Annotated in this window: 11 protein-coding genes; 9 read left to right on the top strand and 2 right to left on the bottom strand. The window is 33.0% G+C overall.

Annotated elements, in window-relative coordinates:
- Position 1: 1 nt before the first annotated feature.
- The 5 genes from C8P67_RS07850 to C8P67_RS07830 all read left to right on the top strand — a co-directional run bounded on the left by C8P67_RS07850 (position 2) and on the right by C8P67_RS07830 (position 7,658).
- Positions 2-1,411, top strand: a complete 1,410-nt coding sequence (locus tag C8P67_RS07850) for a TolC family protein (protein ID WP_115812121.1) — start codon at positions 2-4, stop codon at positions 1,409-1,411.
- Between the two features lie 335 nt (positions 1,412-1,746).
- On the top strand, positions 1,747-4,155 hold the full coding sequence (locus C8P67_RS07845; RefSeq protein WP_115812119.1) for a glycoside hydrolase family 2 TIM barrel-domain containing protein: 2,409 nt from the start codon (positions 1,747-1,749) through the stop codon (positions 4,153-4,155).
- Between the two features lie 414 nt (positions 4,156-4,569).
- Complete coding sequence (locus C8P67_RS07840; RefSeq protein ID WP_115812117.1) at positions 4,570-5,661, top strand: sensor histidine kinase; 1,092 nt, start codon at positions 4,570-4,572, stop codon at positions 5,659-5,661.
- 1 nt (position 5,662) lies between these two features.
- On the top strand, positions 5,663-6,418 hold the full coding sequence (locus tag C8P67_RS07835) for a LytR/AlgR family response regulator transcription factor (protein WP_115812115.1): 756 nt from the start codon (positions 5,663-5,665) through the stop codon (positions 6,416-6,418).
- 166 nt (positions 6,419-6,584) lie between these two features.
- Positions 6,585-7,658: an adenylate/guanylate cyclase domain-containing protein gene (locus tag C8P67_RS07830; RefSeq protein ID WP_115812113.1), complete on the top strand. Its 1,074-nt coding sequence runs from the start codon at positions 6,585-6,587 to the stop codon at positions 7,656-7,658.
- Between the two features lie 472 nt (positions 7,659-8,130).
- Here the strand turns inward: C8P67_RS07830 and C8P67_RS07825 are convergent, their stop codons facing one another.
- Positions 8,131-8,490 (bottom strand): winged helix-turn-helix transcriptional regulator, encoded by a 360-nt coding sequence (locus tag C8P67_RS07825; protein WP_115812111.1) that lies wholly within the window; start codon positions 8,488-8,490, stop codon positions 8,131-8,133.
- Between the two features lie 103 nt (positions 8,491-8,593).
- Between C8P67_RS07825 and C8P67_RS07820 the strand changes: the two genes are divergently transcribed.
- The 4 genes from C8P67_RS07820 to C8P67_RS07805 all read left to right on the top strand — a co-directional run bounded on the left by C8P67_RS07820 (position 8,594) and on the right by C8P67_RS07805 (position 12,889).
- Positions 8,594-9,574: an NmrA family NAD(P)-binding protein gene (locus tag C8P67_RS07820; protein WP_147298207.1), complete on the top strand. Its 981-nt coding sequence runs from the start codon at positions 8,594-8,596 to the stop codon at positions 9,572-9,574.
- Positions 9,575-10,002: 428 nt separating this feature from the next.
- Positions 10,003-10,836, top strand: a complete 834-nt coding sequence (locus C8P67_RS07815; RefSeq protein ID WP_115812107.1) for a universal stress protein — start codon at positions 10,003-10,005, stop codon at positions 10,834-10,836.
- Positions 10,837-11,205: 369 nt separating this feature from the next.
- Entirely contained in the window at positions 11,206-11,826 is a 621-nt protein-coding gene (locus C8P67_RS07810) for a hypothetical protein (protein WP_115812105.1), read from the top strand.
- Between the two features lie 184 nt (positions 11,827-12,010).
- Complete coding sequence (locus tag C8P67_RS07805) at positions 12,011-12,889, top strand: lysophospholipid acyltransferase family protein (RefSeq protein ID WP_115812103.1); 879 nt, start codon at positions 12,011-12,013, stop codon at positions 12,887-12,889.
- Here the strand turns inward: C8P67_RS07805 and C8P67_RS07800 are convergent.
- Positions 12,849-13,580: a helix-turn-helix domain-containing protein gene (locus C8P67_RS07800; protein WP_115812101.1), complete on the bottom strand. Its 732-nt coding sequence runs from the start codon at positions 13,578-13,580 to the stop codon at positions 12,849-12,851. The genes C8P67_RS07805 and C8P67_RS07800 overlap by 41 nt on opposite strands.
- Between the last annotated feature and the right edge of the window lie 33 nt (positions 13,581-13,613).

The raw sequence follows: 13,613 nt of genomic DNA, 5'->3' as shown, positions 1-13,613 counted from the left end.
AATGAAAATAAAATATCATATAGTTATAACTTTAAGCAGTATTTTAATGCTGAGTTCCTGTGTTGTAGGGAAGAAATACACTCGAACAGATTTGAAAACACCGGAAAAGTTTAGAGAAGAGGTTGCTGTAACTGGCGATACGGTTCTGCTTCCATGGAAGACTTATTATAAAGATCCATTATTAGTTCAATTGATAGAAAAAGCCCTCGTTAAAAATAACGAGGTGCTTGTCGCAGTTAAAAATATGGAGCAGCTTGATCTTAGTTACAAACAGGCAAAATTAGCTTTACTTCCGGAGCTTGATTTAAATGTTGGAGCCGCGCGCAGCTATCAGTCTAAAAATTCTCTGAACGGTTCATTAAGTTCGCAGATTACAAATAAGGATTATATCGATGACTACAATGCTACTCTTAAGTTGTCATGGGAAGCGGATATTTGGGGTAAAGCAGCATTGCAGAAAAGAGATGCAAAAGCCTCTTACTTTGCACAAAAAGAAAATTTGTCTGCTCTTAAAACTAGAATAATAGTCCAAGTGGCGAAGTCATATTTTAATCTTTTAGGTTTAGACGAACAGCTTAAAATAGCAGTAAAAAATATTGAGTTAAGTACAAACACATTGGAAATGATGAAGCTTCAATTTAAATCTGGCGCAATTAGTTCACTCGCATTAAACCAGACGGAAGCTCAAAAAAAGACAGCAGAACTATTGGTACCCCAGGCGAAAGCAAATATTGTTGTTGAGGAAAATGCATTACAGATTTTGTGTGGCGAATATCCGGATGTCGTTACCCGTACAGGCAGTTTAAACGAGGAAGAACTCAATACGGAGTTAGAAGCTGGGGTGCCAGCTATATTATTGAGCCGCAGACCTGATGTCAAAGCTGCAGAATATGCTGTTATGTCTGCTACTGCTAAAACTGGATTGGCAAAAGCACAGATGTATCCGGCATTCAGTATTAATCCATCGATTGGAGCAAATACTTTTCAATTTGAAAACTGGTTTAATTTTCCTGGTTCATTAACTAAAAGTTTGGCGGTAAATTTAGCTCAGCCAATATTTAAAAGGCGCTCCCTGAGAACTGCCTATGAGATTGCTTCTATTGAACAGGAAAAAGCGGCGATTGAATTTAAACAGTCATTTATGACTGCTGTTGGGGAAGTTTCAAATGCAATGGCCAAAGTAAAGTATTCAGATGAAAGATTAGAAACAGCGATTCAAAAAGCAGAGTCATTAGTTAAAGCGATATCAGATTCATCACTTTTATATAAAAGCGGTATGGCATCTTATTTGGATGTTATTGTAGCACAGAACAGTGCGCTTCAAAATGATCTTGATATTGTAAATATAAAACTCGAAAAGCTAAATGCATCTATAGATCTTTACCGCGCCTTAGGCGGAGGAGTACAATAGCTGAAGGATAAATAACTGTAAATCTGAAAATTTTAATCAGGGTTAAAGCTTATTAATTACAGCAGACTTAATGCTTCTGTGGAGACTAGATATAAAATTGAATGACATTTTTATCTTTTTCTTAAGCCTGCTGAATTTAAAGCAATATTGGTCTGATAAGCAGTAAACAAGATCTAGATTCTAATTTACAAGTCCCAAGTAATACTAAAAAAGTATAACCATAAATTCATCAAATATAATTTCCCTTGATTACAGCAATAATGAAATGAAGGGAATAATTTTATAAATGTATAAAAAACACTTATCTTTACTGATCACTATAATTTGTATTTCCAATGAATAAATTTTTAATTTTTATCTACACTTATTGCAACATTCTAGTTTGTTTAACCTCATATTCGCAAAATCAAAAAAGCAGCCAGTTAAAACAAAAATTCGATTACGGCTGGACTTTTGAACTTGGAGATAATAGTAAAGCTTCAGCTGAGAATTTTGATGATTCAGGATGGAGAAAATTGGATTTACCTCATGATTGGAGCGTAGAAGGAAATATTGATTTAAAAAATCCGATGGGAAATGATGGAGGTTATTTTCCTTCGGGTATAGGATGGTATAGAAAAAGTTTTGAATTGCCTGCATTTTATCAGAATAAAAAACTCACACTTTATTTCGAAGGGGTTTATATGAACTCTGAGGTTTTCATAAACGGAGTTTCTGTAGGTGTTTGGCCTTATGGATTTTCTACTTTTTATTATGATATTACTCCCTATATCAAACCTGGACAGAAAAATGTTGTAGCTGTGAGGGTGGATAACTCGCAGCAAAAAAATTGTCGCTGGTACACTGGATCTGGTATTTACAGACATGTTTGGCTCCTGACGACTGATTCAGTACACATAAATCCGTGGGGAATTGCAGTAACAACGCCCGAAGCTGATACAGAGAAATGCAATGTGAAAATCGCAACGGTTTTAAAAAATGAATCAAAATCAGATCAGGCACTGAGTGTTAGAACTAAAATACTTCATAAGGGGAGGCTAATAGCTAGTAATTTTCAAAAAATAGTGGTTAAGGCACAAAATGAAAAAGAAGTGCAGCAAACAATTTTGTTGAAAAATCCGAAACTTTGGTCACCACAATCTCCGGAGCTTTATCAGGCAGAAGTTACTGTTTTTAATGACAAAAAAGAAGTTGATAAGCAAGAGGTAGCGTTTGGAGTTAGAACAATTGGATACAGCGCAGAAAATGGTTTTTTATTGAATGGAGAAGAAATTAAAATAAATGGAGGATGTGTTCATCACGACAATGGTTCCCTTGGGGCAGCGTCTTATGACAGGGCGGAATACAAAAAAGCAGAAGCTTTGAAAGCGGCTGGCTTCAATGCAGTGCGCACCTCTCATAATCCCCCATCTGAAGCTTTTCTTGATGCCTGCGACAAAATTGGTTTACTGGTTATGGATGAGGCTTTTGATGGTTGGAGAGAAGCAAAAAATAAATATGATTATTCGATATATTTTGATAAATGGTGGCAAAAAGATATTGAAGCAATGGTTTTGCGTGACCGAAATCATCCCTCAATTGTTTTCTGGAGTATTGGAAATGAAATTATAGAGCGCAAGAAACCTGAAGCCATCGAGACGGCAAAGAAGCTTGCAGGTTTGATCCGTAAAATTGATTCCAGCCGTCCTGTCACATCTGCAATGACGACCTGGGATAAAGATTGGGAAATATTTGATCCTTTATTTGAAGTTCATGATATTGGAGGTTATAATTATCAGATGCATCATGCAGCGGAGGATCATAAGCGTGTGCCTTCACGTGTTATCTTACAGACGGAATCTTATCCTAGAGATGCTTTTACAAATTGGAAAGCTGTACACGACAATAAATATATTATTGGTGATTTTGTCTGGACAGCAATTGATTACTTGGGGGAATCAGGAATTGGGCGTTATTTTTATAAGGGAGAAACTGAAGGAGAACACTACGAGAGAGATATTTTTCCTTGGCATGGTGCTTATTGTGGCGATATAGATCTAACCGGCTGGAGAAAACCTATTTCTCATTATCGCGATTTATTATATAATGAGAATAAAAAGCTATATATGGCGGTAAAGGAACCTAATGGTTATTTTGGCGAAATAAAAGAAACATTATGGTCAGTTTGGCCAACTTGGGAAAGTTGGAACTGGCCAGGACATGAGGGCAAAAATATAGAGGTAGAGGTGTATTCTAGATATCAGTCGGTGCGTTTATATTTAAATGGTACATTAATTGGGGAACAATTTACAACTGAAAAAGAACAATTTAAAGCTGTCTTTTCAATTCCATTTACAAATGGTGAGATTAAGGCAGTGGGAGTAAATGATGGAAAAGAAATTGAATCAGCATTTTTGAAAACATCAGGGAAGGCTTCAAAAATTTCTCTAAAAGCGGACCATTATAAAATAAATGCAGACGGACAGGACTTGTCGTATATTACTATTGAAATCACAGATGAGAACGGAATAAAAGAACCAAATGCTGAAAATGAGCTTAGTTTTGAAATTGAAGGGCCGGGTACTATTGCTGCGGTCGATAATGCAAATTTGCAGGATACAAATTCTTATGTTTTAAATAAGAGAAAAGCTTGGAAGGGTCGTGCAATTATTATTATCAAAAGCACACGTGATAAGGGAATTATTAAGTTAAAAGTAAAATCTGCTGATCTTAAACCTCAGACTTTAGAAATAGTCACGAAATAATAATCTTTTTATACATATATATTGACTTTATAATTAATTTAATTGCTATTCATTGTTATAAACTTATTTTTTTAGACATTTATTAATTACGATTTTATATTTTGCAGTTAATTGGGTAGGTACTAATTTATATTATTGGAGTTTTTACTAGCTTTAATAATAATGACTATTTCAGGTTTATTTTATGGATTTATTCAAATTCCTGCATTACTAACAGTAGCAGGCTTAATTTTAAAGTTCTTTGTTTTTTCAGATATGATATTCCATGAGCGCAGATTATAATTCTTATCTTTCTCACAGATTCATTTCATGCTTTAATTGAAAATAAAAAGAGGAATGATTGCAATGTTTGTTTTTTTTATTTTAATATTTTTTTGCCGAACTTATATCATTTAATAATATAATTATTCACAAATGAATTCAGAAAATCAAGATAATACGGGAAAGAATTTTTTCTACAAATACTACAGAGTAGTCGTAATACCAGTGGTTTTTGTGGTTTATCTTTCATCATATTACTTTTTAAATCCTTATCGGAAAAGTGATGATTCTCCAGTGGTTTTAGACTGGACGCTTGATGTTCTTATCATTTTATTATATTGTGGCACACTGACCGAGTTAGGTCTTTACATAGGAAGAAAACTAAACTACTTGATTTCGTGGCAAAAACCAATTTTTAGAGCTATTGCACAGTTTGTTTGTTTAATCATCGGCAACATTCTCCTAAATTATTTTTTTTCTTATTTGTGGCAGTATTTCTACTCGTGGGTTCCCGTAGAAGAAAAAGAACTGTTAATGATCTGGCAGTCTCATCTTGTGGCTTTTATTTTGTCTTTTTTTATAAGTTTACTTCATACCGCTATTTTTTTACTGAATAAATGGAGAATCACATCTGTAGAAGCCGCAGAATTAAAAATTAAGGCATCAGAGTTGCAGGAAACTGTTGCAAAGTCTAAATTAGAATCTTTGAAACTACAGCTGGATCCGCATTTTGTTTTTAATAATTTCAGTGCTCTGACAGAATTGATTCATGAAGATCCCAAAGCGGCAGCTTCATTTTTAGAAAATATTACTAAGGTTTACCGTTACATGATTTCGAATCTAAATAAAGATACTATTACAGTAAAAGAGGAACTTGACTTTTTGGATGCTTATTTTTATCTCTTAAATAAAAGGCTTGGTGAAAAAGTTAAATTAAAGCTGCAAATTGATGTGAGCATTTTAAGTCTTCATTTACCACCTTTAACATTACAGCTATTGGTTGAAAACGCAGTGAAACACAATATGGCAACAGTATCGCAGCCTCTAACAATTTTTATTTATTCCGAGAAGGGTGATATTGTAGTACGTAATAATCTGCAGCCTACATCCGAAAAAAGTCTGGTATCAACAGGAATTGGACACAAAAATATTGAATTTAGGTATAAAATTCTGCATGACCGAGTTCCTGTTTATTCAGAATCTGATAATTGTTTTTTTGTGCATCTGCCTTTAATAACAAAGTAATATGAAGATTTTAATAATAGAAGATGAAGCTCTTAATGCGAGCCGTTTAAAAAGGCTGCTGAAAGAGTTAGAACCCCAATGTCAGATTCTCGCGATTATTGACACGGTCGCAGATTCAGTCAAATGGCTGAATTCAAATTCTGCACCAGATTTAATCATGATGGATATCCGTCTGGCAGATGGACTAAGTTTTTCTATTTTTAATGAAGTTGATATTATATCTCCGATTATATTTACAACCGCTTATGATGAATATGCCATAAGAGCATTTAAAGTAAATAGTATTGATTACTTAATGAAGCCTATTGAGAAAAATGAACTGGAATTTGCTTTACAAAAGTTTAAGTCATTTTCAAAAGCAGCAAATAATGTTTCAGATCTGCCGGGGATTCTTAAAGATTTAATAAATAGCCGCTCTTTTAGATCACGCTTTTTGGTAACATACAAAGATGGTTACAAAAGTATCGATGTAAATGATGTTGATTTTATATTTTCTGAATTTAAAAATAGTAATCTATTCCTTTTAAATGGTAATACAGTTCAAATTAGCCAGTCAATGGAGGAGCTGGAGCAGGAACTTGATCCTGTCCTTTTTTTTCGTGTAAACAGGCAGTTTTTAATTCGTGCAGAAAGTATTAAATCTATTACCAACTACTTCAATTCAAAACTTAAAATACAGCTTAAATTGGCTCCTGAACGTGATGTGATAATAAGCAGGGAAAAAGCACCATTGTTTAAACAATGGATGGACCATTGAAAAATGTCTGCATTCCAGCTGTCATAATTTCCGGTTGGGTTATAATTATAGACGTTTGGGGAATACTTTTACGATCTGAGCATTTTGTTGTGTTAATTTTGCTACAGCTATACTTTTAGAGCGCTAAGGTTACCTCAAAGTATTACTCTGCATCAAAATTTCTAAAATGAGATACTCTTTATTTTTTTTGAAGTTCCGCGAATATTTACAAATTATTCTGCTGTGGGTAATAGCTGTTTTTTTCTTCGCTCTTACGGCCTACAGCATGGCGGGTTATTTTTATTTTAGAGTACATGGAGTTACTCTGCTGGATTTTTTAAGATTACAATTATTTGGAGTTTTGTTTATAGGTTTTTTTATAGGTACTATACTTTTTCTTCTGCAGGAATTTGTTTATCCATATTTGTTCAGGAGCTATGGAATTCTTTTCACGGCTGTACTGCGCAGTCTTTTGTTTTTCATTACATGCTTTGTTGGTCTTTTTATCGTTATCCAGTTAAATAATACTAATTTTCTAATTAATCATAATATTTTTGTGCTTCAGATTGAAAATTTATGGATTTTCTGCTTTATGTTTTACTGTCTTACTGTTCATGTTTTAATTACTCTTTTTCTGGTTTTTAGACGTAGGATGGGTGAGAAATATTTTGGAAGCATTCTTACGGGGCACTACTTGGTTCCTGTTGTCGAATACAGGATATTTATGTTTTTAGATATGTATTCTTCAACAGCTGCAGCAGAAGAAGCAGGGCATTACACTTACAGCCTTTTACTTCAGGAATGTTTTAGCGATTTATCGGATTTACTCCCTAAGTACAATGCAGAAGTTTATCAGTATGTAGGTGATGAGGCAGTTTTAACATGGAAAATTTCGCAGGGATTTGATAGGGCAAAGTGCATTGCAATTTATGAAGATTTTTGTACTAAAATTGATAATAAAAAGGGTTTTTACCAGTGTAAGTATGGTATAGTTCCTAAGTTTAAAGCTTCTGTAAATGAAGGGCTGGTTACGGTTGCAGAAGTAGGAAGAATTAAAACAGAGATTGCTTATCACGGAATAGTATTAAGCACAGCGGCAAGAGTTAGGGATTTATGCAGCAGTTTCAATACAGATTTTTTAATTACAAGTTCATTTTATGAGCAGCTACCTGTAAAGTCAATGAAAAACTTCAAAATAGCTGATACTATATTTTTACGTGGCAAAAAGAAAGCCGTTACAATATTTATGCGGGCAGATTAATTTGATTTTTTCAGTTTGCATATGTATTGCTTTCATGGAAATAAAACGTTAGGGATTTATCTTTTTAAGAATTATAAAATGATGTTGATCTGCTGTCAAATTCTACTCCGGACTAAATAGATTTATATTACAAAAAAATCGAGCTGCAAATAGAAAGCAGTATCAGGTGCTCTTATTAGAAATAGTTATTTATAATATACCCAAAATAAAATATTGAAATATAGTTGTTTAATTGCTGAATTTATCTGGTTTTTATATCGAACCAGGTTTTATATAATCATTTTTTCAAGCTGTAAGTAAAAGTATTTTTACAGCGTTATTTACCTGCTCCAAAGTTACTTTTTAGATGTCCTTTGGATATTGTATTGATATTCAGTTGAAAGACCTCTTTCTACGAAGCCCAAAATTGTCCCCGCCATTCCTCTGACAGCGACTTACTGTTTTGAGCATAACTACTAAGGATTTTATGTAATTATAAAATGGATTTACTTTTTGGCGACATATCGAACTTCCCGGCAATTATATTTTCTCTGTGCGCTTCTCCCCATTTGCACAATGCTACAATTACATCTTTCAGGCTTTCACTATATGGAGCGAGCGAATATTCAACGGTAACTGGTTTGGTATCACAAACCCTGCGTTTTATCAAACCATTTACTTCCAGTTCGTGCAGCTCCTTTGATAAAACTCTCGGACTTATACCAATCTCTCTTGTAAGTTCATTAAATTTTTTTTTCCCGTCGAAGAGTACAAAAATTAGAATTAATTTCCACTTTCCTCCAACAACATCCATTGTATCTTGTATTGATAATCTTGCATGTTTGTATTTCATATTTTAACTTCTTTAGATACTATTCTTTATGTTATTACTATCCTTTAGGTAACAGGTTGTAAAAGTATAGTATTGTTTATTAATTTTACATAGATGAAATTAATTGTATCTACTTAATTATGTTTGGGTGCCTAATTCATTTGTATATTTATTAATATTAAATTTTAGATTTATGGAAAGTAATGACAATCTGCATGCAGATTCTAATAAAAAAGCAAGAATATTAATTATTGGCGCGACAGGCCGCGTTGGTTCACATATAGTTAAAGAGCTTGAAAAAAACAGCGAAGGAACGGTAATTCGTCTGTCTTCAACTGAAATCGCCACAGTCAATAAATGGAACAAAGAAGGTTATGAGTCTGCAGTACTGGATTTAGATAAACCAGAAACCTTTGCTGAAGCATTAGAAAACGTAGACAGAGTATTTCTTTTGACGAGTTATACCTCTGACATGCTTCGCCAGAGTAAAATGCTGGTAGACGCCGCAGGGGAAGCAGGTGTGGGCCATATTGTTCATTTGGGAGTATTTACATCTCGCCGAGACTTAATTCCTCATTTTATTTGGCATGATTTAATAGAAACTTATATTGAGTCTAGTGGCATGGCATGGACCCATATTCACCCAAATGTAATCGCAGATTCTATCTTGGTGGTAGACCCGCCGATAAGTGAGACTGGTTATTTTACAGTATTATGGGGCGATGCATCTCAAGGTTGGGTGTTTGCTTCCGATATTGCTGCTGTAGCAGCTGAAGTGCTGCGTGCAGGTCCGCAAAAACATGCAGGAGCTAATTATTACTTAAGCACAGAAGTACTTACAGGTACTGAAGTTGCTGCCCGTCTATCAAAAGGATCTGGAAAAGATATTAAATGTATTATGCTTAATCCTGAAGATATGACTGCTATGATTGATCAAATTCCATCTGCATCTGTGAAAAATTATATGGAAAGTGCCCAAATCACTATGCAGCTGGCAAAAGGAGGTAAAATGCAAGCCCAGAACATTGTAAAAGATGATGTGTTTACTGTATTGGGACGTCCTGGACTGACTATGGAGCAATGGGCGGTTGAAAATTTAAAATAAAGACTGATTATAGCTCCTCTTTGGCGTTAGTTCTATAAAATAATTGGCAGTTTAGGTTTTGAAAATTTTATAAGACTTATTTCTTATTAAAGTAGGTTTTACTCTATTTGAAATCGACACTGCCAATTACTGCGTTTAAATGAAATTTTATTTGGTGGAATTATGTAAAGCAAAAAGTTAGATCTTTTAAAAAAAGCAAAAGTTGTTTTCAAACTTTTGCTTTTTTTATGCCGTTACCTTATTTAATAATTGTCAAGGATAACTTTTACATCTTTTTATCAATAATAGATTAAACATATGTTTTTTTTGATTATTTCAGAAACCGAAATTTACGTTTGAGGTGCAAATAATGTGAGTTCGGTAACTTTAAAATTCGGCGCAATTTTAAATTAGCCATTTTTACATTAAATAAGTAATAGATTACTATCATGAAAACAAAACTTACTATCATTGCTACAACTAATTTTTCTCCCACAGCTAATAATGCTGTTGCTTATGCAGCTGGTCTGGCACAGAAGACAGAAGCAAAACTTATCTTATTTAATTCTTTTTCACTTAGTGTACATAGTTCAAACGCTCATATTACAGCAGATGCGGTCCAACAGCAGATTAACAGGACAATCTTAAAACTAGAAGATTTAGCAGTAAGGACTGCTGTTATGTTTAAAATTGAAACAGAATCGATATGTACGTATTCTTTCCTTGAAGACGAGCTATTAAGGATAATAGATGATAAAAAAGCAGATGTTGTGGTGATGGGGATGGCCGAGCGTACGTTTGAACAGGAACTGTTGGGAAATTCAACAACTTCTGTCATTAAAAATCTTCAAATCCCAGTATTGGCTGTGCCGAAGAGTGCAAAATTTTTAAATATTGAAAAAGTCCTATACGCCTGCGACAGTTTAAGTTTTTCTGCTATTAAAAGGTTCAGCAGTTTTAGGAGAATACTAGTTGACTTTGAGGCTGAAATTGAATTTTTCAGTGTAGAGGAGAATCTTGATACTCTTAAGAAAGAGCGGAAAAGAGCTCTTGAAAATTCGAATATTGATAAAGAATTTGAAGATGTAAAATATTTGTATAAAACCGTCAGGTCTAATGCAGTAATTGATGAAATAGAAAAAGAAATTAAGATTTATCACGCAGATCTTTTGATAATGGTGCCACAAAAGTATGGTTTTTGGGATTCTCTAGTTCATCGGAGTAAAACCAGAGTATTAGCATCAGGTCTTGAGATTCCTCTACTATCGCTGCCAAATTATTAATATTGTTATGCAGCAGTTTGATTGAGAAAATAAAAAAATATGAAAATAGACTTGTTCAGTACGGCAGTGGTCCTAAATATTTTGCCTGTTTTTTTGCTGATCTGCCAGAAGTGGAAAATTCAGCACTGCTAAGCCCACTCTTTCAGCCGCTGGCATTGGATAAAGCTTTACTATAAAAGAAATGACTGTCGAAGGCCGCCTATACCTTACAGAGGAGATATCCAGATTGGCATTTAAAAAAACTTATTGGACTTTGCCGGTTTCCTTTGGCCTTATAATGTCTTGATTGAAGCTAAAGCAGAATTTAAAATTTGTGTGGCTAAATATCAAAAAGGAATTAGAAAATTAAAATAAAAAGAGTAGAGCAAAATGGAATTAATAAAAAAAACAAATGAAAAATTATTCTTAGCAATGATTACGGAACAATGCCTAAGGGATATCGAAGATGTCGATTTTCTAGTTGTTCAACTGTCTATGAATAAAGCAGATATAAAAAAAGAATTTGAATGTGCTGTGTCAAAAATGAAGAATAGCATAAATGATTTTAGAATGGAACTGGCTTCGCAAATTGATCAAGAATACATTTATATCAATGGCCTATTGGGTGATTTGGAGATGGAACTTAAAGATGGAAGCTGCAGAACTAATGAAATGATCCTCATTCAAATGAAAAATATTCTGAAAAAGTTAAGCAATGTAGAAAACGAAATTGAAAAAGATATTGCAATTATAAAACTTGCATGCCAGTTCACATTCGCTTCATTTAAAGTATGCTTACAATTCGAGATTTTAGAAAAAAATCTTAAAAAAGGAAAAACTGTAATAACAGCTAAGTATAATGACGAAATCATAAATGCTTTTGAAAAGACAAATGGGCTGATACATAAAATCCCAGAAAAAGAAAAAAGACACACAATGAAATGGGAGGGTTTTATGAATGAAATAAACACATCATATCTGCATTTAAAAAAAGCCGTTCATTGTTTATAAAAACCAAATACTGTTTTCGAAATTTATACATACCGTATTATAAAAGATGTGACTATTTGTAAAAGTATAGAGTTCTTTTTTGAAAACAGCAGTGATAAATAAAATTGTTATCCATCTGAATTTATCAAAAATTATACTAATTGTATTCCTGAAACTTTCGTCAAAAATAAAATAACTTCTACAAATGATTTCGCTTTTTCTTTATTCTTTATCACTGTTACCTTTATGGTTACTATATGGTATTTCACGGCTATGCTATTATTTTTTATATTATGGTATCAGATACCGACGAAAAATTGTATATCTCAATTTAAAAAAGGCATTTTACAATTTAAGCGAAAATGAACGGCATTTTATAGAAAAAAAATTCTATAAAAATTTTTGTGACAATTTTATTGAAACCTTAAAATTATTATCCATTTCCCAAAAGGATTTGCAATCGCATATAATCTGCGACTATTCAGAACTTGAAAAAACGCTTTCAGAAAATAAAAATTGTCATATTTATTTAGGGCATCAATTCAATTGGGAGTTGGCTAATGCTCATATTTCTTCCACTTTAAGCAGCACAGTTGTCGTAGCATACAAACCAATTAAGAATAAAACAATTAATTATTTAATGCTAAAACTGCGCAGTCGTTTTGGCTCTAAAATGGTGAATTCAAAAAACATGAAAAGTGAAATTGAAAGATTTTCACAAGAACAACATGTCTTAATTTTGGTTGCCGACCAAAATCCTAAAATTCCTGAAAGAAGCTTTTGGACCTCATTTTTACGGCAAAAAACTGCTTTTTTGAACGGACCAGAACTTTATACAACGTCAAATAAAACAACCGTTTTTTTTGCAAATATTACAAAAGTAAAAAGAGGTTATTATAAAATTACAATAAGTCCCATAAGTGATTTTTCAAAACCACATATACTAGGTACAATTACAAATCATTTTGCTAAAAAATTGGAAAATGTAATTCTGGAGAATCCTGAAAATTATCTATGGAGCCATAGACGATGGAAACATGAATTTAAAGAGGATTATAAAAAAAGATGGATTGGAAATCTATAGAAGATCCTTGTATTATAGAATCTGTAGATACTATTGCATCTAGCGTTAATGAATCTAGTAGTCCATCTTCTATTAGTTTTTTTGCATATTCAATCCTAAGTTCAGCTCGTATTTTTGTCAGCTTAATTTTTAATACACTGTTGAAGCAATAGTAAAGGTGATGTTTGGGTACGTTCATAGATCGGGATAGTTCTTCCATCGAAAAATTCGGATTTAGCAAGATTTTACTTTTTTTGATATAAGCTAAAATGGACTGAGATAGTTCTATAAATCTTGGTTCAATGTCTTTTAGCTCAAGTTCTGATTGAATTGGATTATTTTCTTCTTTTTTGGAGGCAGTTACTTTGTTGCTTATACTGTCATTTTCTGATAGTTTTATTTCTTCATTATTTGTATCTGCTTCTTCTCGTTGTATAAAATTAACTTTTTTATTTTTTTTCCTTTGCGGAATCCCATAGAGTAATTCTGGAAAAATGAGTAAACTCAGAGGAATCGTCAGCAAGCAGAAACTGATAATATCCATTGGTAAACTTGTTTTTAATTGTGTCAAGTCTGGATTAGGTTCTTTCAAAAAGGAATAGAAAAGTACAGCAAAACAAATAATTATTAAAAAAATGGCAAACACAAAGCTAAAAAGCCATATTAACACATTGCGGGTTTGTGTTTTTGGAATACGCTTGTTGGTATTCATCTTTGATCAAAAACGAAACAGCATAACAAGTAC

It is taken from the genome of Flavobacterium aquicola (assembly GCF_003385115.1).
Classification (GTDB): Bacteria; Bacteroidota; Bacteroidia; order Flavobacteriales; family Flavobacteriaceae; genus Flavobacterium; species Flavobacterium aquicola.
The sequence above is the reverse complement of the archived record's forward strand: the minus strand, read 5'-3'. Positions and strand labels throughout refer to the sequence as shown.

Bases quoted from the DNA above. Each gene is read 5' to 3' on its own strand.
- C8P67_RS07850 (WP_115812121.1), top strand. From the start codon at position 2: ATGAAAATAAAATATCATATAGTTATAACTTTAAGCAGTATTTTAATG.
- C8P67_RS07845 (WP_115812119.1), top strand. From the start codon at position 1,747: ATGAATAAATTTTTAATTTTTATCTACACTTATTGCAACATTCTAGTT.
- C8P67_RS07840 (WP_115812117.1), top strand. From the start codon at position 4,570: ATGAATTCAGAAAATCAAGATAATACGGGAAAGAATTTTTTCTACAAA.
- C8P67_RS07835 (WP_115812115.1), top strand. From the start codon at position 5,663: ATGAAGATTTTAATAATAGAAGATGAAGCTCTTAATGCGAGCCGTTTA.
- C8P67_RS07830 (WP_115812113.1), top strand. From the start codon at position 6,585: ATGAGATACTCTTTATTTTTTTTGAAGTTCCGCGAATATTTACAAATT.
- C8P67_RS07825 (WP_115812111.1), bottom strand. From the start codon at position 8,490: ATGAAATACAAACATGCAAGATTATCAATACAAGATACAATGGATGTT.
- C8P67_RS07815 (WP_115812107.1), top strand. From the start codon at position 10,003: ATGAAAACAAAACTTACTATCATTGCTACAACTAATTTTTCTCCCACA.
- C8P67_RS07810 (WP_115812105.1), top strand. From the start codon at position 11,206: ATGGAATTAATAAAAAAAACAAATGAAAAATTATTCTTAGCAATGATT.
- C8P67_RS07805 (WP_115812103.1), top strand. From the start codon at position 12,011: ATGATTTCGCTTTTTCTTTATTCTTTATCACTGTTACCTTTATGGTTA.
- C8P67_RS07800 (WP_115812101.1), bottom strand. From the start codon at position 13,580: ATGAATACCAACAAGCGTATTCCAAAAACACAAACCCGCAATGTGTTA.